The organism is Citrobacter sp. wls706 (assembly GCF_005281305.1).
Taxonomy (GTDB): domain Bacteria; phylum Pseudomonadota; class Gammaproteobacteria; order Enterobacterales; family Enterobacteriaceae; genus Citrobacter; species Citrobacter werkmanii.
The window spans coordinates 146,243-165,234 of the sequence record NZ_SZXG01000010.1 but is presented as its reverse complement, the minus strand read 5'-3'; the positions used below and the strand labels follow the sequence as shown (position 1 = coordinate 165,234).

The window sequence follows — 18,992 nt, the reverse complement described above, 5'->3', positions numbered from 1 at the left end:
CTGCGGCAATAAATAGCAATCGTTTTCCTACATACAAATTTGGCAGTTATTGTAGAGGGCATTTATACCTCGACTGCGAGATTCAGGAGAATGGTACCTGAGGACCTTTTTTTGGCTGTCCAGATTCAGCAGCTACTCTACTTTTTCAATATTGAATCCGTCACGACGAACAAAATCGACTAAACGCTCAATATTTCCGAGTCCCCATTGGTTTGAAATGGCCACAAGCTCGCCTGATGGTAACTCAATCAGCGCATCATCATTCATATGAAACCTGTTCTTGCGCCCTTCAGGGATATGATCTGCTAATGCTATTGTTCTGCTTTTTAATATTTCACTTAATTTTGCTTTCAGCTCACTAAAATCGCTCGGGTTATGCTTCGCGATCCAGTCGGTAAAGAGCTCAAGAGCAAGTTTTCTTTTATTAAAAACCAGTCCCTTATACTTATATTCAGAGTAATCTCGATCTGATTTTTGGCTACTTGCGATTTGCTCTACGCGCTTTTCTCTGAACTTCACCTGATACTCTTCAAGCTCCGGAACAGGGATTATCTGCTCCGCATTGATTAAAACTTCACCGTTGAAGTTATACGGCGTCAAGCGGACACAACGAATATCTACTCCCTTATCTCTCAACCAGATAGCTGTTGTCGTCAATTCTTTACCAAAATCGGCTGAAGCCAGAATAATTCTGATATCTTTGCCAAAATCCACAAGTTCAGTATCTTCCAGTTCAACAAAATCAAGTATCTTTGCTTTAGCATCTATATCTAAGCCGTGCTTTTGCAGATAAGCTTGATAATACTCACATGCTTTCGCAAAACTCATTGTAGAAATCATCGCGGCATATCTTAATGCCTGCAATTCCATATGTGCACCGACTTCATCACGTTTTAATTCAATGACAACTAAATTAGCTTGTTTATCAATGGCTAATAGGTCTATTCTTCGTCGACTGTCTTCCCAGTCTGAAAACTCTTCCGATATAACGAGACAGTCTGGTGCGACAATATCGATATTTTTCTTGATAGCCTCCTGCAAGTCGTAACGTTCTTGCAAGCCTTCAATAGTAAATGTCGTTTTTGTTAATGCAGTAAGGTTTTTATCAGAGATGCAGTACAGTGCCACGTTGAAATCCTTTTATCTAAAATATTGGAATTGTATATTTTTCAGTACATACCTTCTCAACCAATTGATTTGTAAAACACCTTACAATTAATTTTTACGCATAAACAGCAAGGTGTTTTCGTTCCTCTACATACTTAACCAACAGTTTTTTTCATTTTTATATTACTGACTCTAACTTTTTCTGCTTCAGATATTGTGCTGACCAGTTCTTTCGCAACAGCATCAATCACATTAATACATACCGAATTGCCAAATTGTTTATAAATCTGACCTTGTGAAACAGCATCAACAATATAATTATCAGGAAACCCTTGGAGCCGAGCACACTCACGCGGGGTTAGCTTTCTCGGATTTTTATTAAGATGAGACTGATCAATTAATATCTCCGAACCATCTTTATAGTAACGTGCACTTATTGTATTCGTGTATTCACTATTTTCATTAAAAAGTGAATAACCGAAACCATTTCCTTTCTTTTCATGCTCTAGTTTTCGTTTCTGATGACCGTTCCATAGTTTGTCAGATATAGTATATCTATCATCAAACTCAGAAATATTGCTCAAATCCTCTAAAATATCACCAACTTTTGTTGGTGTCATCGGAGGTTTTGGCCAATTAAAGATATTATCAAAATCAACTCCATCAAAATAATCCTTATCAAAGCCGACAATAAATATACGCTCACGATTTTGTGGTGCACCGAAATCGCCTGCACGAAGTACTTTATAATCAACCCAATAATTGAGCTTCTCCGACAATGCAGTCCTAGCATCTTCACTGATTGGAATATCATCAGGTATTGAATGGGCGCTTTGTCCTCTGAGAATATCCAGAATTGTCTTTAGCGTTCGACCTTTGTCATGACCTTGGAGTTGTTTAACATTTTCGAGCATAAATGATTTTGGACGTTTAGTTGCAAGAATCCGTTGAATCTCGAAGAACATAGTCCCGCGAGTATCACTAAATCCTTTTTTAAGTCCAGCCTGGGAAAATGCTTGGCATGGGAAACCACCGAGAAGGATATCGTGATCAGGAATATCCGTTGCTTTAATCTTAGTGATGTCTCCATGCGGCATCTCACCGAAGTTAGTCAGGTATGTCTTCTGCGAGAACTTATCCCATTCAGAAGAAAAGACGCACTGTCCCCCCAATCGCTGGTAAGGTAGTCGAATCCCACCGATACCAGCAAACAGATCAATAAATGTGAATTTTGATTCACATGCTGGTTGTTGCCGGAAAGGGGCATTCTGTAAGTATTCCGTCATTTGTTTTTCAACAGCAAGAATAGCCTGCCATTTCGCGGATGAAGGGGTATGTTCTCCTTCTTCCCAACCACGGACTGTCCTTTCGCCAGCAGAACCAAGCCCTAGTAGGTTGGCGAACTCTGTGCGTCCAAGGCCTAATCTTTTTCTCAGTTCTTTGATATGATGCGATTTATTCTGATTGTTCATGATAGGTCATTTTTATCCGGTTTTTGTCCTGGTAATCGTAACACTGTACAAATGATCAATCAATACAGCTAATGGAGGATGGCTATGTCACAGTCTCAATTGCAGCAATTGTATGACAAAAATGTTCAGTGGAATGCTAGCTCAGTTTTTAATGTAAACTTCCTTGGAACTGGCTCTTTTTTTGAAGTGAGTAATTCATCAGGGAAAGTACATGACATCTCTTTCCAATGCATCCTTCAGTCTCTGAAAGACATCCAAGCTAGTGATAAAGCTAAGCAATTTATAAATTATACTGTACAAACATCAACTCCGTTAAGAAATGATCTAAACGCAGATCAACAGACATTTGACAGTATTTCCCCTATAGGCCACATTCAATGTACTGAATGGAAATATTTTGAAAAAATGGTTCGAGTGCTAGGCCTAAATGTTTTTACCCATCCTCGAGCCAAAGTTGCGGCACAAGAACAATCCAAACTTTTTTTTAATGTTGTATCCAGATTTATACATATTGCTACTAACAAAATTCCACAGGAGCTTGATGAAAGAACATCGTTCAGTGAACAAGATATCGTCATCACAATAGAGTATCTTGAACAAGTAATATCTGATTGTACTATATTCACATTTAGGCCATTAACAAGTACAACCATCACATCCAGCGTAATATCTAAAAGAATAAAGAATACTATTTATCTTGGTGCTCCTGGCACTGGGAAAAGTTATTCAATTGAACAGTTGACTGCTGAATCGCAAAAATTCCGTACAGTATTCCATCCTGACACACAGTATAGTGATTTAGTCGGAAGCTTAAAGCCAAGGATGAGAAGTAATGGTTCATCACAAACTATAAGTTATGAATTCCGTCCAGGAGCTTTCACAAATGCGTTTATCCAAGCGAAAAACAATCCAAATCAGAGAGTTTTTTTAATTATTGAGGAAATCAATAGAGCACCTGCGGCAGCAGTATTCGGCGATTTATTTCAATTGCTCGACCCAGACTGTAACTATGAAATAGATATCGATCCAGATATGTTAGATTACATAAATAATCATCTTACACAAAGCATCGATAAATTATCGTTACCTGTAAATTTAACTATCTTGGCAACTATGAATAGCAGCGATCAAGGAGTTAATTTCTTAGATACTGCATTTAAACGTCGCTGGGCTATTCGATATATCCCGATTGACTATTCAAAAGCTACCCCAGGGGTACTTTACCTTCCTTTACAGGGCGATATTTATCAGGTCGAATGGAGTGATTTTTCAAAAATAATCAATGAAAGGCTAACAGTGTTGGGTATCCCCGAAGATCGTCTGCTTGGTCATCGCTTTTTATCATTGGGAGACCTTAGCGATCCAAGCTCTGCAAATGATTCACTTCGTTACAAACTCTTCGTCTATCTATGGGACGATATTTTACGGCACGGTAAAAGATCTAGTATCTTCGCAACAGAAGTTGGAGGTATTAGCATCGTAAGTTTCGGGCAACTGGTTACCGCATTCTCGGAGGGTAAATCTGTTTTCGAAAGTAGCCTAGAGGAAACTCTTATATCTGTTGGCGCTATTCAACCAAAAGAGGTCGAATAATAATGGATATAGTTCTAAATGAGGATAAGTGTATAGTTAATAGTTTACCTAAACATGTCCGTAACATATTAGATTCAGAAAAACTAATTTACAAGGATCAAGACAGACTAGATTTTTGTGGCATTGTATTACAAAAAAACAGAGTCGATATATTTTTACCAAGAAATAGCGGGACTATAAGAGATAAGGACCCACTAAAACTCGGTGCATCTCTTATCCGCGCAATCTATAAATACACCTTAAATAGGAATCGTACCTCATTTTCAGATGGCACCTCTGAAAACGTTGTAGGGGATTCATTAATCAGTTTAGCATTTACACTCCTCGATGACTATATCAAGAATGGTATTTATATAAGAAGGGAATCATCCATCAAAAAAAACATAGGAAAAACAGATTGGAAGCGAACTATTCTTAGAATTCAAAATTATCCTGCTTCAAACTCTTTTATATATTTGGATACTCTTGGTAGGAAAAGAACTATCCATTATAATGATGAAGTATCTCGTATTCACGCCGAAGTCATTCGTGAGTTAAACGATCTCGTTGGGTGGATTTTCTTCGACACAACTTCAACTATCTCCTCTGAACTTGTCGATATACCCCAACCCACTGGAGATATCAAATCAAAGTTACAAACATTAGAAAAAGAAATGGGATTAATCTATGCAGATAAAGATCTAAAACTCATGAAAGATTTATCAATGTATTTATCAAATAAGAATAAATCTTCGAAAAACAATATTGTTATTGGTATAAATAAATTTCACGCAATGTGGGAACATATGATTGATTCCTGTATGCTTTGGAAATTTGATATCAATCGTAAGTTGGCTAAGCCTAGTTATAAAATTGATGGTGAATTCAAAATTGCATTCCAAAAAGGAGGTCGTACTGACACTGTTTTGAGGAGTGTTGATGAAAATGTATTCGCCATTATTGATGCAAAATACTATGGCGCAAATAGTGTAGCAAACCTGCCTGGTTGGCCAGACCTCATCAAACAGTTTTTCTACGCCTCGGCATTAAAAGATATCTACCCAGAAGCTACAATCTATAACTATTTCATATTTCCAGGAACATCTGGGACCGTAGAATCAGCACATATTGAAGATCCAATCACAAGAGAGCGACAGGATATTCAGTATCCCCCCATCAAATGTGAATATCTCAATCCAATGATGCTCGTTGAATTCTATGAGTCTGGGAAAAAACTTGTAGACCTATCTGAAAGACTTCTTCACATGTCATAACCCGATAATTAATTAAAGCTACGTAAATTTATAAAGGTTCTGCTTTGGTTCAATCAAAATAATATTATCTGGTATAGTTATCTTTACTCATATACCTCTATTATCAATAGTTAATTCAACAATATCTTTTAACTCACATATTTTATATAGATTATTACTTCACTCTATAATTGAATGGGATTAATAAAAACACATTTTTTATTACTTCATAATATTTATTATGAGGTTTATGTTTTGATTAAAAATAATACGTTCATTGATCTAGGTCATAAGTTTTATCCGCTGGATACCAGATCTATATGATAGTATATAATTCAAGTTTATCATATAGTTAATATAATTATTTATTAATCAGAGGTTAATTATGGCTACATCCCCGATTTATCTTAAGCAATCGTGTATTAAAACTTTAACCGCAGTTGAAGCCAATCGAGATGCCTCAAACCAGCACGAATTTAACGGAGTTTCTCAATTAAAACAGATATTTGGCACCGTCAGATTCACCAAGGAAGCACTATTTTCGATTAGAGGAACGGAGGCATTCTGCAAGGATGCTATCACTTGGTATGATGCTAGAGAGAATTCGCCTGACAGAAGCGAGTTTCGCCTTTATTTTCGAGATAATTACGTTATGGAACAGGCTTGTGAAGGTGACAATATTATTGTAGGCATTGATAGAAGTAACCAGATCCATATTATTTTAATCAAGCAAAACAATGCTAACTATCAAGGACGCATACCTAGCTGGAGTTAATTTTTGTATTCTTTCTAAAGTATAAATGAAATTATACCCTCTTGCCTCAGAGTCAATCTGCTGGGGCACTATTTATTTTCTAACTGTGTTCTTTAATAAAATTCGGCCGCATCCCCTGATTTATTCGCCGCCTGCCGTAATTCATTCCGTACTCTTTCAGAGAAGAAAAGACAATGGCACGAGCACTACTGAAACAGGCCTTTGAAACCTGTCAGAAGATTAAATCGGACTGGATGAGCAGCAAGTCAGCACTGCCGCGGGCTGAAATGGTGCTGAAAGAACGGGAGCTGATCTGCACCCGTTCTGAACCGGAGGCCGCACGGTAGCACGCGAAAAAATCCCCGAAAATTCCGCTATTTTTCCCGAAAAAAGCCATGCATTCATAAGGTGCATGGTTTTGCATGCAAATCCCCGTATTTTATTTTCCCCACCACGCCAGTACCGGCGCGGCCTGAGCCGGTTCATGCACCTGCATTAAAAGCGACCTCTTAAGCGGGCAGGCGTGGCGGGGAGAGCATTGTGCGCAAATATTAATTACCAATATATTTACGTAAGCGACTAAAATTAATGCAGCCAAAGATATTTAGCCTCTGTACATGCCAAGCGGGTTATCATCTTCAAATGAACCACCATTAGGATGATAATAATCACTATGATAATGAAAGAATATGGGGAGCTCACATAAAACTGTAAGCCCCCCCTAATTTCTCACCCTAGTAATATGCAATAGCAGTAAATACTCATGATTTACTATATGCTCACTGCTTACGAATAATGTTATTGTCAAAGTGTAATAAATTGACATTCAGACCATTTAGCATGGCCATCAAGTCATCATATTTCTCACTAGTCCCCATAATTATTTGTTTTTTATGTAGGTAAGAACCTGAAGCTTTCTTAATAAATATTTTGAAGCTAACATCTTTAGTTTCTTGTTGTCTTGGTTCATCCATAATTAGCAGCCCCAAATGATTGGTCGATATGCCATTTGAATTAACATCCAGCATCAGCAGTGAATACAAATATGACCAAATTACCCTAATGTTATCACTAGCAGATGCTTCTGAGCCAATATCTATGCTGTCAACGGTAGGTTTATAAGTATTAAATGACAAATCAAAATCATCTATTGGTGTACTTTTGTACCCAAAATCATGTAAGTTTGACTTAAACGAATCTCTCAAGAGTCTTATCTTGGCTTTGTCATTATATGTAAAACCATCATAAGGAAGTGCTGCCAATTTGTTATTACATTCTCTCCAATCTGAAAGAACCGCACGAAGGGTGTCTTTTTTATTTAGCTCAAAACTAGAAAGAGCATGTAAACTGTCAATATCCTTTTCTAGCTTCACTTCTTTTCTTATCAACTCCCGAAGCTCTGCATCTACCGGCGCTGATATACTGCGCTGAATATCTTTAATTTGAGAACGTAAATCCCTGACTTTAGCATTAGCAAAATTTAAAGCCACTTCTTTTCGTTCAAACTTCAACTTTTCACTTTTAGCTAGACTTTCAAACACAGCTAAAGTTTTTTCTAGGTATTTTACATTATCTTCAATAGTTAATATTTTCCCATCTAATGTAGCTGGCAATAGCGTATCTTCTATAAGTTGACCGCATGTTGGGCAATTACCTTCAACAAAAGAAATTTTTTCTTGGGAACCTAACAATTTCAGTTTTTCGATATCCCTATATTTTCTCAAGCTTTCCTTAGTATCATTCAAACTTTTATTAATTGAATTAATGTATGTTTTATTTGCTTCAATATCGGATATCAGTAATGAAAGAGCATTTTCATGATTGACCAAATTTGCTTTTAGGTTATCTAGAACCGCATCCAATGATTCATCATTAAAGCTATATCCGTATTTTAATGTTTCTCTGACAGTTTCTAATTCAGCTTCATGCGTGAGTATATGCTGAGGCAATGGTATATCATGATTTTTTTCGTCTAGTGTGTAAAGATCGCTATCTTGATACACTTCTGATTTTGTAGTAATTTTCTCCGGTATTCTTGATGAAACAAAGAATCCATAAGCCTTCGCATTAGACTCTAAATCAGTAAGAGTATTAAACCATTTTGTTTCTTGATTTTTCTTGTCATCCAAACAAACTTCTCTCTTCCTTCTAATTTCACGAACATCCAGATCAAGAGTATACTCAAGGATATTTTGCGACAAATCCTTTATGCCAAGGTAAGTAGGAGTGATATTTAATATACCTCCCCACCCTCTTGTCTGTTCAACATAATTCACAGTAAATATTGACTCAATATATAATGGGCACTTCGTCCCATCATACTTGATAACTTGAGGTAACTTAACATTAAGATAATTGCATAAAAAATAATGAAACCCTTTCTCACGCTGAGCAGAGCCAGGATCTTTCAAAAAATAATCAGTAAATTTCTGGTCATTTATTTCGTCAAATTTATCTTCAAATACTGTAACTATCTTGGAAGCTTCACTATCGCTTTTTCTTAAAATAGTTATAGTCTTTTCACTTTCATTAGAAATTTGGAGATAGATTTTCGATTCGCTTACTGGTATTTCATTATCATGATAATCTCTCAATTTAGTTGTTAACGCAGATTTTAATGGATTGCTCCTTGATGGACCTAAAATCCCTTCCAAACCTAAAGCGAAGATTATAGACTGTATACACGTTGACTTACCTGAAGAGTTTTCAGCACTAATGATGTTTAAACCATAATCAAATGTGAGATCTGCTCCGTATACACCATCATTTGTTTTCGTTCTAATTATCAAGCGTTCAATTTTAAGCTTGCTCATATTATTCCCTTATATAATATTTGATCGATATTTTTATCTGAAAACTCGGATTTATTATAGTGTTCAATGAATTCCTTCTCATAAACAAACAATGTTGCATCTTTATAAATCATGTTAGATAACAACAGCCCTTTTTGAGTCAGTACAACACTCTTTGCTGAATCTAGAGAAAATAATCCTTCTGCTAATCCAAGCGATATAGCCTTATCTAAAAGCGGGTCAAAACGGATGTTAATATCCGCATTAGCTCCTTCAGAAAGATAGCGAGTTCTTTTGTCATTCGATGCTATTAAAGAATATATAACCTGAATTTTTTTTAAACTTGCAGAGGAGCCACGACATAATTTATTTAAAATAATGGCGAGTAACGATATTCGCCAAATAGGTCTTAATTCCGGTTCAACTGGAGACCCTGAGGAATTAAAAGTCATTTTACTAGGGGTTTCTTTTAAAATATCCATAGTTAGAAATCCAAATTGCAACGCATTATCCAATCACCAACAACTCCAGTGGAAATACATTTTAGATTATCTTGATGAAGTCGGCTAGATTCTTTAAGCTTATTATTTAAAATTTCTATTTGTTGATTAGGAGTAAGCGTTTCATTATCAAAAAAAGCCAGTGATAAATCCTGCTCACGATCAAGAATCCCATTTGTTATTTTCTCATGTAACGTAGGATAGTTGTCCTTAAGATCGGTCATGGCATTTTTATACATTACAATATTTTTTAATAGCATGGTTGATGCGACTTGAACTTGTTTATCATCATCCCTAATCTTTCTAAGCTTACGAGAGATATTATCGACAAACTCACTGCTATTATCCTTTAAGTCATCGATATCAGACATTTCAACCACTGGCAGGTCTAATTTTAAAAGTCGTAAGCCACTAGAGATCAGCTCGTTTTCTTCTTTTTTAAAATTATCACGATCCCAAATTAATATTTTAAAATCTTCATTATCGACATAGGGCAAATTAGCAGTCAGAACCTCACTTTCTTTTTTTGTAGCATGTACATTTAAATGTTTTGACTGATGTCTAGGAACAACTAAAATCCAGCGTCTTATTTTGGTATTATGTAAAATGTTTTTTAAATATCCTTTTTTATCTAAGATAAACTTCCCGATATCGGCCGTCATTTTATCCCTTTGTTTTTCATACAACTTATCAACTGTACATGCTTCATCAGGACAATAAGACTGAAATGCAAAACCCTGAGTGCAATATCCCTCAATGCCTGCATCACCATTATGATAATCAGGTATTGGAATGTAATTTTCCTCTCCAACCTTAAGTCGTAAAAGATCATTTACATGGCCTTCCCACTCTTTAGCTTCCCATACTTTATTTCTTGATATTTCCATAAAAGCGCCAATCTGAATTGAATTAAAGACTTAATTTAAAAAAATCATTAGCACAATACAAAAAACAAATTAATAAAACACTCTTAAATCATCACGTTAGAGCACATTATATTTTGTTCCAACATATGTAAAACTTAATGCTTTTTTAACTTTGCAAAATCAAAAGGTGTAACAGGCATCAATTTATTGGTATCAAGATAATCAGCCCACCACTGCACCATCAATCGACGCTCATCCAAATGCTCGGAGGTATGGATATATGCCGCACGTACATTATTACGCTCTGAGTGGCTCAGTTGCCTCTCTATCGCGTCATCACTCCATAACCCCGACTCCCCCAACGCACCACGCGCCATAGTCCTAAACCCATGCCCACACACCTCGGTTTTCGTATCATAGCCCATCGCACGCAATGCGCTGTTTACCGTGTTTTCACTCATAACCTTAGTTGCGTCATGATCCCCCGGAAAAAGCAGCTCTTTATCACCACTAATCTGCTTTAACTGGTTTAATAAAATCATCGCCTGCCGACTAAGCGGAACAATATGTTCCTCTTTCATCTTCATGCCTCGGTACGAATAACGCACGCCTTTAATTTCTTCTCGCTTTGCAGGTATACGCCAAAGAGATTTATCGAAGTCGAATTCATCCCAACGCGCGAAACGTAATTCACTGGAACGCACAAAAGTTAGCAAGGAAAGCTCGACCGCAATCCGTGTCATTACACGGCCATGATATGCAGCAAGACGTGCAAGAAACTCAGGGAACCGGCTAGAAGGTAAAGCAGGGTAATGTCGCGCTTTGGTTGTCGATAGCGCACCGGCCATATCGCTGGCTGGATTTGAGTAGATGTAATCGTTCTGTACGGCATAACGCATAATGGCCGTGACACGCTGTTGCAGGCGCTGAGCGACATCGTGTTTGCCACTAGCATCAACTTTTTTAATCGGGGCTAACAGGTGGCTGGTTTTAAGCTGCCGAATGTCAGACGAACCGATATGAGGGAAGATATAAAGCTCAAGATAGCGAAGAACGCGCGATCGATGGTCTTCACTCCAGCGCTTGTTACTGGCATGCCATTCTCGGGCGATAGTTTCAAAAGTATATGCCCCCGAATTCTCGGCCTGAGCTTCTTTCTGTTCGACTTTTGGGTCTATGCCCTGTACTAAAAGCTTTTTAGCTTCATCGCGTTTTGCTCTTGCCTGAGCAAGCGTCACAGCAGGCCAAACACCAAAAGCGAGGCGATCCTCTTTTTTGTCAGAGGGACGTCTGTATTTCATGCGCCAATATTTGGAACCTTTGGCCGAAACCTCAAGATACAAACCGCCACCATCGGCCATTTTGTAGGTTTTGTCTTTTGGCTTTGCGGTCTCGACCTGTCTGGCGTTGAGCTTCATTTGGGGGCACATTTCTAATCGAAGTTAAGATGCCCCCAATTATGCCCCCAATGACATCCGGATTTCAACGGACAACCTCGGACGACGCAGGACGTAAAAACCGCTGCAAGCATTGATTTTAAAGGGATATTTGGACTTTCTCGGATGGTCTTGGAAGTACTAATGGTGCCGAAGGCCGGACTCGAACCGGCACGTATTTCTACGGTTGATTTTGAATCAACTGCGTCTACCGATTTCGCCACTCCGGCACGGAAGGGATGCGGAAAACGTTTTGGATTATACCTGTCATGCGCCACCATGCAAGCACCAGCACGCGATAGTCTCGCTAAGTGTTGAAAAAAACAGCGTCATTGCGCTTCGATCGCCCACGCTCCCTCCTTGCTCCAGCTATTCTCATCTCTTACCTGAATTTTTCCGGAATTTACCTCGCAAAAAAATGCAACGTGACCCGCTCGGTTTACATTTGCTGCCGTTTACTATGAGATATCGTTACTGAATCACGTAATAGCGGTTACTCACCGCGCTCAGGACACCGTTATGCGTTTCTATCAGGTTGAACCCACGCTGGAGAACTACTGGCGCGGGATTATCCTTTTCGGCAAAAATGTGGCTTCCTACAAGTTTGCCCTCGCCCACGCGTTGTACGATCTCAAACCTGACGGCAGCGATCTGATCGCGCTTGAGGATCTGGCCATACCATTCAGCGGCCATTTATGCCGTCATCTAAAACACGCACCAAAGCAGATCACTTCACGCAGCAGCCAATTTATTGCCGCCTGTACGCAATTTAATAACGGTGAAATTACACGCGATGAACTCACCGCCATCACCGTCCGCCAGGGGTTTAACAACGTGCTCGATGCCTTTCACAATGTGAATCAGGGTGAGATTGAGAAACGCTTTTTTATCGATGAGCGCAAAACGCATAAAGGCATCCGGATGACGGATAACTTTTACAACCTGGGTGAACGCCTGCAATACCGAAACTTCAGTTTTGAAACTGACGCACGCTGGAACCTGGTCGAGCAGGGCTGGGCAATGAATATCTCCAGCCACCTGATTAACATTGAATATGACGACGATGACCAAATGTTGTTTAGCAGGAACAGCTATCGACGGGTGGCGATCTCCAGTTGTCGGGATAGCCTGAATGGTTATCAGAAGGGGCGCTGCTTCTACTGTTTTGCCCCCATCAGCCTGCAAGCTGGCGATGACACTTTCGCTGATGTTGATCATTTTATTCCGTGGAAAGCACGGGGACAGGTGGCGAATATCGATGGCGTCTGGAATCTGGTCCTCGCCTGCAAGGAGTGTAACCGTGGTGGGAAAGGTAAATTTGCCCAACTTCCTTCGACCAGGCTACTCCAGCGCCTACGGGACCGAAATGAATACTTCATTAACAGCCATTTTCCGCTGCGCGAAACGTTGATTCGCCAGACCGGTGCAACCCAGGCGCAGAGAAACACATTTTTGAACGACAGCTGGAACGAGGCGATTAAAATACTCTTTCACCAGTGGGAACCCATTGCACAAGGAACGGATACATTCTGATGACCCTTGAATATTACCAGCGCCATGCGCAAGATTTTTTCAGCTCGACGGTTAATGTCGATATGGAGTCGCTTTATCAACCTTTTCTGCAACGCATCGCAGAAGGCGGGCGTATTCTGGATGCGGGTTGCGGCTCGGGGCGCGACAGCAAAGCATTTCTTGAGAAGGGGTATAGGGTCGAGGCTTTCGACGCCTCATCGGAAATGGTTAACCTTGCCAGCCAGCATGCTGGGCTGCGCGTCAGACAGATGACATTCAACGATATCGCCGATATTGAACACTATGATGGTATCTGGTGCTGCGCGTCGTTGCTGCATGTAAGTGCCGAAGAGTTACCGAGCGTAATGAGCAAACTCGCCCATGCGCTTAAAAAGGGCGGTACCTGGTATGTGTCGTTCAAATACGGTGAAACTGAACGAGTGAAAGACGGCCGCCACTTTACCGATCTCACCGAGCAAAGGCTGGAAAAGCTGATTGCACCGCTGACGGATATCACGCTACTCAGCAGTTGGACAACGCGCGATAAGCGTCCCGACCGTGACGAAATGTGGCTCAATGCGCTGCTGCAGAAAAAGCCTTAATCCCCCCTTCTGCGAAGCGTCCCGTTTCCCCATACTCTACACTTCCAGTTCAACACCACACTGAGGGAAACACGATGTCGATGATAAAAAGCTACGCCGCAAAAGCGGCGGGCAGCGAACTCGAACTCTATGAATATGATGCGGGTGAGCTTAAGCCGGAAGATGTCGAAGTGCAGGTCGATTACTGCGGTATCTGCCATTCTGATTTGTCGATGATCGACAACGAATGGGGATTCTCTCAGTATCCGCTGGTTGCCGGGCATGAGGTGATTGGTCGCGTGACGGCGCTCGGCAGCGGGGCGCAGGATAAGGGTCTGAAAGTTGGTCAGCGCGTCGGCGTTGGCTGGACGGCACGCAGTTGCGGGCATTGCGACGCCTGTATCAGCGGTAATCAGATTAACTGCCTGGCAGGTTCCGTTCCCACGATTCTTAATCGCGGTGGCTTTGCCGAGAAGCTGCGGGCCGACTGGCAGTGGGTGATCCCGCTGCCGGAGAGCATCGATCTGGCGGCAGCGGGCCCATTGCTGTGCGGCGGTATCACGGTGTTCAAACCGCTACTGATGCACCACATCACTGCCACCAGCCGCGTCGGCGTGATCGGCATCGGCGGCCTGGGGCATATCGCCATTAAGCTGTTACACGCGATGGGTTGCGAGGTGACCGCGTTCAGCTCCAATCCAGCGAAAGAGCAGGAGGTGCTGGCGATGGGAGCGGATAAGGTGGTCAACAGCCGCGATCCGGATGCGCTAAAAGCGCTGGCAGGCCAGTTCGATCTCATCATTAACACGGTTAACGTCGACCTCGACTGGCAGCCCTATTTTGAAGCGCTGGCCTACGGCGGTAACTTCCATACCGTCGGCGCGGTGCTGAAGCCGCTGCCGGTGCCGGCGTTCACTTTGATAGCCGGCGATCGCAGCATCTCTGGTTCGGCGACAGGTACGCCGTTCGAACTGCGCAAGCTGATGAAGTTCGCCGGGCGCAGCAAGGTATCGCCGACCACCGAACTGTACCCAATGTCGAAAATTAACGAAGCTATCCAGCACGTGCGCGACGGCAAGGCCCGCTACCGCGTGGTGCTGAAAGCCGACTTCTGATTATCTCTGCCGGGGGGAGTAAACCTCCCGGTTATTCCCGCCACTTTGGAATTCTCCTCGCAATCTCCGCAATTTAGCGGTGAAGAGTGCGTCACGGTTGCCTATACTCCAGGCAGGATAAATGGAGGAAATCTCAATGAGCGCACCCCTGCTAATCGCCCGCACGCCGGACACCGAACTGTTATTACTCCCAGGCATGGCCAACCGTCACGGGCTGATTACCGGCGCGACCGGGACCGGTAAAACCGTCACGCTACAGAAACTGGCCGAATCGCTGTCTGAGATTGGCGTGCCGGTATTTATGGCTGACGTAAAAGGTGACTTAACCGGCGTAGCGCAGGAAGGACAAGCCTCTGAAAAGCTGCTCGCCCGCCTGAAAAACATCGGCATTACCGACTGGCAACCGCATGCTAATCCGGTCACGGTGTGGGATATCTTCGGCGAAAAAGGCCACCCGGTGCGGGCCACGGTGTCTGACCTCGGGCCGCTGCTGCTGGCGCGTCTGCTGAACCTCAACGATGTGCAGTCCGGCGTGCTGGATATTATCTTCCGTATTGCCGATGACCAGGGTCTGTTGCTGCTGGATTTCAAAGATCTGCGGGCCATTACGCAGTACATCGGCGATAACGCTAAATCGTTCCAGAACCAGTACGGCAACATCAGTAGCGCCTCGGTGGGCGCTATCCAGCGCGGACTGTTGTCACTGGAACAACAGGGAGCGGCGCACTTCTTTGGCGAGCCGATGCTGGATATCAAAGACTGGATGCGAACCGATGCCAGCGGTAAAGGGATGATCAACATCCTCAGCGCCGAAAAGCTGTACCAGATGCCCAAACTGTACGCCGCCAGCCTGTTGTGGATGCTCTCCGAGCTGTATGAACAATTACCGGAAGCCGGCGATCTGGAAAAACCGAAGCTGGTGTTCTTCTTCGATGAAGCCCACCTGCTGTTCAACGACGCTCCGCAGGTGCTGCTGGATAAAATTGAACAGGTGATCCGCCTGATCCGCTCGAAAGGGGTCGGCGTGTGGTTCGTTTCGCAAAACCCGTCCGATATTCCGGACAACGTACTCGGCCAGTTGGGGAACCGCGTGCAACATGCCCTGCGCGCCTTCACGCCGAAAGATCAGAAAGCGGTGAAAACCGCAGCGCAAACTATGCGCGCCAACCCAGCCTTTGATACTGAAAAAGCCATTCAGGAGCTGGGCACCGGCGAAGCGCTAATTTCCTTCCTTGATGCCAAAGGTAGCCCGTCAGTGGTGGAACGGGCGATGGTGATTGCGCCGTGCTCGCGCATGGGACCGGTAACCGACGACGAGCGCAACGGGCTGATTAATCACTCCTCGTTGTACGGAAAATATGAGGAAGAGGTCGACCGTGAGTCCGCCTATGAGCGTTTACAGCAAGGCGTACAGGCCAGCACCGAGCAGCAAAATACGCCTCCCGCCAACGGTAAAGCGATCGACGTGGATGGCGGTATTCTCGGGGGGTTGAAAGATATTCTGTTTGGCAGCACCGGACCACGCGGCGGTAAGCGCGATGGCGTAGTACAGAGCGTGGCGAAAAGCGCGGCGCGACAGGTCACTAATCAGATAATTCGCGGCATGTTGGGAAGTTTGATGGGCGGCAGAAAACGCTAGCAGTGAAATGCCCCTCCCGCACTACGGGAGGGGCGGATATTATGACTTACGCAGCATCAGCCACAGGCTTATCAGGAAGAAGCTGGCGCTAGGCAGCAGCGCGCCGATAATCGGCGGAATGCCGTACACCAGCGTTAATGGGCCAAAGATTTGGTCCAGCACATAGAACACAAAACCGAAGCTAATCCCTGTCACCACGCGCACGCCCATCGGGACGCTACGCAGCGGGCCAAAGATAAACGACAGCGCCATCAGCATCATGACCGCCACTGACAGCGGCTGGAAGACTTTGCTCCACATATTGAGCTGGTAACGTCCGGCGTCCTGGCCGCTCGACTTCAGGTACTTCACGTAGTTATGCAGACCGCTAATCGAGAGCGCATCAGGGTCCAGCGCGACAACGCCGAGCTTGTCCGGCGTAAGGTTGGTTTTCCAGGTCCCGCTAACCATCTGCGAACCGGTGATTTGCTTTGGATTGGTCAGGTTAGATTCATCCACCTGCGACAGACGCCAGACCTTCTGCTCCGGGTCAAACGTCGCGCTCGCAGCATAGCGAACGGACTGCAAACGACGCTTATCGTTAAAGGAGTAGATGCTAATCCCGCCTAATTCGGCGTCGCCTTTCACCCGCTCGATGTAGACAAAGCTGTCACCATCTTTCGCCCACAGACCCTGCTGGGTAGAGAGCAGCGAGCCACCGTACATCTGCTGCGCACGGTAGTTACGCGCCATCTGTTCGCCCTGCGGCGCCACCCATTCACCGATGGCCATCGTCAACAGCACCAGCGGAATCGCGGTTTTCATCACCGACAGCGCCACCTGCATACGGGTAAAGCCGGAAGCCTGCATCACCACCAGTTCACTGCGCTGAGCCAACATGCCCAGCCCCAACAACGCGCCGAGCAGCGCCGCCATCGGGAAGAAAATCTGGATATCTTTTGGTGCGCTGAGCAGGGTATACAGCCCGGCGCCCATCGCATCGTAGCTCCCCTGCCCGGCTTTTTTCAGCTGGTCGACAAACTTGATGATCCCGGAGAGCGACACCAGCATGAACAACGTCATCATGATGGTGGTGAAAATGGTTTTACCGATATAGCGGTCAAGTACACCAAAGGGCTGCATTATACCGCTCCTTTACGCATAAAACGGGCACGCAAGCGGCGCATCGGCACCGTATCCCAAAGGTTAAGTACAATCGCCAGCGCCAGATACGCCAGGTTAACCGCCCACATCCAGAACACCGGATCCAGCTTACCTTTGCCGCCGTTCGACTTCAGCGATGTCTGGACCAGGAAGAACAGCAAATAGAGCAGCATTGCGGGCAGCATCGACAGTACGCGCCCCTGACGCGGGTTCACCACGCTCAGCGGTACGACCATCAGCGCCATCATAAATACAGTGAATACTAACGTGATACGCCAGGTCAACTCCGCGCGGGCACGATCGTTGTCGGTCGTCCACAGCGTACGCATATCCATCTGGTCGGTATCGTTTGGATCCAGCGCCACGGCCTGATGGCCAATAATCGCCTGATAATCCTGGAAGTCAGTGATGCGGAAATCACGCAGCAGCGCGGTCCCTTCAAAGCGCGTACCCTGGTTCAGCGTCACGACCTGGGAGCCATCGCGCATCTGGGTAAGATGTCCGGAATCAGCCACCACCACCGAAGGACGGGCATTACCTTTCGGGCGGATTTGCGCGAGGAACACATCTTTGAAGTTGCTGCCGTCAACGCTTTCGATAAACAGCACCGAACCGCCGTTAGTCGCCTGCTGGAATTGCCCCTGAGCAAGCGCGGCCATGCCGGGGTTAGCTTTCGCTTCCGCCAGCACTTCGTCCTGATGCCTGGAGGACCATGGTCCGGCCCACATCACGTTAACCGCCGCAATAATACTGGTAAACAACGCCAGCACCATCGCCGCTTTCACGAGCACAGCCTTGCTCAGCCCACAGGCGTGCATGACCGTAATTTCACTTTCGGTATACAGTTTGCCCAGCGTCATCAGCAGCCCGAGGAACAGGCTTAAGGGCAAGATAAGTTGCGCCATTTCTGGCACGCCCAGCCCCAGCAGCGAGAGCACCAGATTCGCCGGGATATCACCGTCAACCGCCGCACCAAGGATCCTGACTAACTTTTGACAAAAGAAGATCAAAAGCAGGATGAATAGGATCGCAAGTTGGCTTTTGAGCGTTTCCCGAACCAGATATCTTATGATTATCACTTTAAATACGCCCGTAAAAACCCGTCTTTTGCCGGAATTTAGCTTGTTTCATGGCTTAAACGTCATTTATTCTCTTGAGTCGTCGAAATCGTCGCTAAGATCATTATACTCAACGGATCCACCTCTCAGAAATTGTTCTGACGTGCCAATGCCGTAATAACGTTAAGATTA

The 18,992-nt window shown here is 44.0% G+C and carries 17 protein-coding genes and 1 tRNA gene; 8 read left to right on the top strand and 10 right to left on the bottom strand.

From position 1 onward, the window contains the following. Positions 1–132: 132 nt before the first annotated feature. Both FDW92_RS04435 and dcm read right to left on the bottom strand, forming a co-directional pair. Positions 133–1,128: a membrane protein gene (locus tag FDW92_RS04435; protein ID WP_042312650.1), complete on the bottom strand. Its 996-nt coding sequence runs from the start codon at positions 1,126–1,128 to the stop codon at positions 133–135. Positions 1,129–1,262: 134 nt separating this feature from the next. After that, the gene (gene dcm / locus FDW92_RS04430) at positions 1,263–2,579 is read right to left on the bottom strand and encodes a DNA (cytosine-5-)-methyltransferase (protein WP_042312652.1); all 1,317 of its coding nucleotides are present in this window, start codon (positions 2,577–2,579) and stop codon (positions 1,263–1,265) included. 84 nt (positions 2,580–2,663) lie between these two features. On the opposite strand from dcm, the gene FDW92_RS04425 reads away from it, so the two are divergent. The 4 genes from FDW92_RS04425 to FDW92_RS04410 all read left to right on the top strand — a co-directional run bounded on the left by FDW92_RS04425 (position 2,664) and on the right by FDW92_RS04410 (position 6,505). After that, positions 2,664–4,172 carry an AAA family ATPase gene (locus tag FDW92_RS04425; protein ID WP_052511203.1) on the top strand — a complete coding sequence of 503 codons (1,509 nt, stop codon included), beginning with the start codon at positions 2,664–2,666 and terminating at the stop codon, positions 4,170–4,172. A 2-nt stretch (positions 4,173–4,174) separates the two neighbouring features. Continuing rightward, a complete protein-coding gene (locus FDW92_RS04420) occupies positions 4,175–5,425 on the top strand; it encodes an LlaJI family restriction endonuclease (protein WP_042312654.1) in 1,251 nt (416 codons plus the stop codon). 364 nt (positions 5,426–5,789) lie between these two features. Next, positions 5,790–6,179, top strand: coding sequence for a hypothetical protein (locus FDW92_RS04415; protein WP_042312655.1), 390 nt, complete (start codon positions 5,790–5,792; stop codon positions 6,177–6,179). A 173-nt stretch (positions 6,180–6,352) separates the two neighbouring features. Then, positions 6,353–6,505 (top strand): hypothetical protein, encoded by a 153-nt coding sequence (locus FDW92_RS04410; protein ID WP_227255155.1) that lies wholly within the window; start codon positions 6,353–6,355, stop codon positions 6,503–6,505. A gap of 432 nt (positions 6,506–6,937) precedes the next feature. Here the strand turns inward: FDW92_RS04410 and FDW92_RS04405 are convergent, their stop codons facing one another. From FDW92_RS04405 to FDW92_RS04385, 5 genes are all read right to left on the bottom strand, one after another. Next, positions 6,938–8,971 (bottom strand): ATP-binding protein, encoded by a 2,034-nt coding sequence (locus tag FDW92_RS04405; RefSeq protein ID WP_042312657.1) that lies wholly within the window; start codon positions 8,969–8,971, stop codon positions 6,938–6,940. Continuing rightward, complete coding sequence (locus FDW92_RS04400) at positions 8,968–9,432, bottom strand: hypothetical protein (protein ID WP_042312659.1); 465 nt, start codon at positions 9,430–9,432, stop codon at positions 8,968–8,970. Before FDW92_RS04400 ends, FDW92_RS04405 begins: the two co-directional genes overlap by 4 nt. Before the next feature lie 2 nt (positions 9,433–9,434). Then, the gene (locus FDW92_RS04395) at positions 9,435–10,337 is read right to left on the bottom strand and encodes a hypothetical protein (protein WP_042312662.1); all 903 of its coding nucleotides are present in this window, start codon (positions 10,335–10,337) and stop codon (positions 9,435–9,437) included. A gap of 134 nt (positions 10,338–10,471) precedes the next feature. Next, positions 10,472–11,734 carry an integrase arm-type DNA-binding domain-containing protein gene (locus tag FDW92_RS04390; protein ID WP_042312665.1) on the bottom strand — a complete coding sequence of 421 codons (1,263 nt, stop codon included), beginning with the start codon at positions 11,732–11,734 and terminating at the stop codon, positions 10,472–10,474. Between the two features lie 163 nt (positions 11,735–11,897). Next, positions 11,898–11,982: transfer RNA gene (locus FDW92_RS04385), tRNA-Leu, on the bottom strand. 289 nt (positions 11,983–12,271) lie between these two features. Between FDW92_RS04385 and FDW92_RS04380 the strand changes: the two genes are divergently transcribed. From FDW92_RS04380 to FDW92_RS04365, 4 genes are all read left to right on the top strand, one after another. Continuing rightward, the gene (locus tag FDW92_RS04380) at positions 12,272–13,285 is read left to right on the top strand and encodes an HNH endonuclease (protein ID WP_042312667.1); all 1,014 of its coding nucleotides are present in this window, start codon (positions 12,272–12,274) and stop codon (positions 13,283–13,285) included. Then, positions 13,285–13,866, top strand: a complete 582-nt coding sequence (locus FDW92_RS04375) for a class I SAM-dependent methyltransferase (protein WP_042312668.1) — start codon at positions 13,285–13,287, stop codon at positions 13,864–13,866. The genes FDW92_RS04380 and FDW92_RS04375 overlap by 1 nt, the downstream gene beginning before the upstream one ends. A gap of 74 nt (positions 13,867–13,940) precedes the next feature. After that, positions 13,941–14,960: an NAD(P)-dependent alcohol dehydrogenase gene (locus tag FDW92_RS04370; RefSeq protein ID WP_042312670.1), complete on the top strand. Its 1,020-nt coding sequence runs from the start codon at positions 13,941–13,943 to the stop codon at positions 14,958–14,960. A gap of 136 nt (positions 14,961–15,096) precedes the next feature. Then, positions 15,097–16,599, top strand: a complete 1,503-nt coding sequence (locus FDW92_RS04365) for a helicase HerA-like C-terminal domain-containing protein (RefSeq protein ID WP_042312864.1) — start codon at positions 15,097–15,099, stop codon at positions 16,597–16,599. A 39-nt stretch (positions 16,600–16,638) separates the two neighbouring features. On the opposite strand, the gene lptG is transcribed toward FDW92_RS04365, so the two are convergent. The 3 genes from lptG to FDW92_RS23110 all read right to left on the bottom strand — a co-directional run bounded on the left by lptG (position 16,639) and on the right by FDW92_RS23110 (position 18,934). Further along, the gene (lptG, locus tag FDW92_RS04360; protein WP_042312673.1) at positions 16,639–17,721 is read right to left on the bottom strand and encodes an LPS export ABC transporter permease LptG; all 1,083 of its coding nucleotides are present in this window, start codon (positions 17,719–17,721) and stop codon (positions 16,639–16,641) included. After that, positions 17,721–18,821 (bottom strand): LPS export ABC transporter permease LptF, encoded by a 1,101-nt coding sequence (gene lptF / locus FDW92_RS04355; protein ID WP_042312675.1) that lies wholly within the window; start codon positions 18,819–18,821, stop codon positions 17,721–17,723. Before lptF ends, lptG begins: the two co-directional genes overlap by 1 nt. Before the next feature lie 62 nt (positions 18,822–18,883). Continuing rightward, positions 18,884–18,934 (bottom strand): hypothetical protein, encoded by a 51-nt coding sequence (locus FDW92_RS23110; protein WP_212723231.1) that lies wholly within the window; start codon positions 18,932–18,934, stop codon positions 18,884–18,886. Positions 18,935–18,992 lie beyond the last annotated feature (58 nt).

Excerpts from the sequence above, each read along its gene's own strand:
- dcm (WP_042312652.1), bottom strand. The coding sequence starts at position 2,579 with ATGAACAATCAGAATAAATCGCATCATATCAAAGAACTGAGAAAAAGA.
- FDW92_RS04425 (WP_052511203.1), top strand. The coding sequence starts at position 2,664 with ATGTCACAGTCTCAATTGCAGCAATTGTATGACAAAAATGTTCAGTGG.
- FDW92_RS04420 (WP_042312654.1), top strand. The coding sequence starts at position 4,175 with ATGGATATAGTTCTAAATGAGGATAAGTGTATAGTTAATAGTTTACCT.
- FDW92_RS04415 (WP_042312655.1), top strand. The coding sequence starts at position 5,790 with ATGGCTACATCCCCGATTTATCTTAAGCAATCGTGTATTAAAACTTTA.
- FDW92_RS04410 (WP_227255155.1), top strand. The coding sequence starts at position 6,353 with ATGGCACGAGCACTACTGAAACAGGCCTTTGAAACCTGTCAGAAGATT.
- FDW92_RS04405 (WP_042312657.1), bottom strand. The coding sequence starts at position 8,971 with ATGAGCAAGCTTAAAATTGAACGCTTGATAATTAGAACGAAAACAAAT.
- FDW92_RS04400 (WP_042312659.1), bottom strand. The coding sequence starts at position 9,432 with ATGGATATTTTAAAAGAAACCCCTAGTAAAATGACTTTTAATTCCTCA.
- FDW92_RS04395 (WP_042312662.1), bottom strand. The coding sequence starts at position 10,337 with ATGGAAATATCAAGAAATAAAGTATGGGAAGCTAAAGAGTGGGAAGGC.
- FDW92_RS04390 (WP_042312665.1), bottom strand. The coding sequence starts at position 11,734 with ATGAAGCTCAACGCCAGACAGGTCGAGACCGCAAAGCCAAAAGACAAA.
- FDW92_RS04380 (WP_042312667.1), top strand. The coding sequence starts at position 12,272 with ATGCGTTTCTATCAGGTTGAACCCACGCTGGAGAACTACTGGCGCGGG.
- FDW92_RS04375 (WP_042312668.1), top strand. The coding sequence starts at position 13,285 with ATGACCCTTGAATATTACCAGCGCCATGCGCAAGATTTTTTCAGCTCG.
- FDW92_RS04370 (WP_042312670.1), top strand. The coding sequence starts at position 13,941 with ATGTCGATGATAAAAAGCTACGCCGCAAAAGCGGCGGGCAGCGAACTC.
- FDW92_RS04365 (WP_042312864.1), top strand. The coding sequence starts at position 15,097 with ATGAGCGCACCCCTGCTAATCGCCCGCACGCCGGACACCGAACTGTTA.
- lptG (WP_042312673.1), bottom strand. The coding sequence starts at position 17,721 with ATGCAGCCCTTTGGTGTACTTGACCGCTATATCGGTAAAACCATTTTC.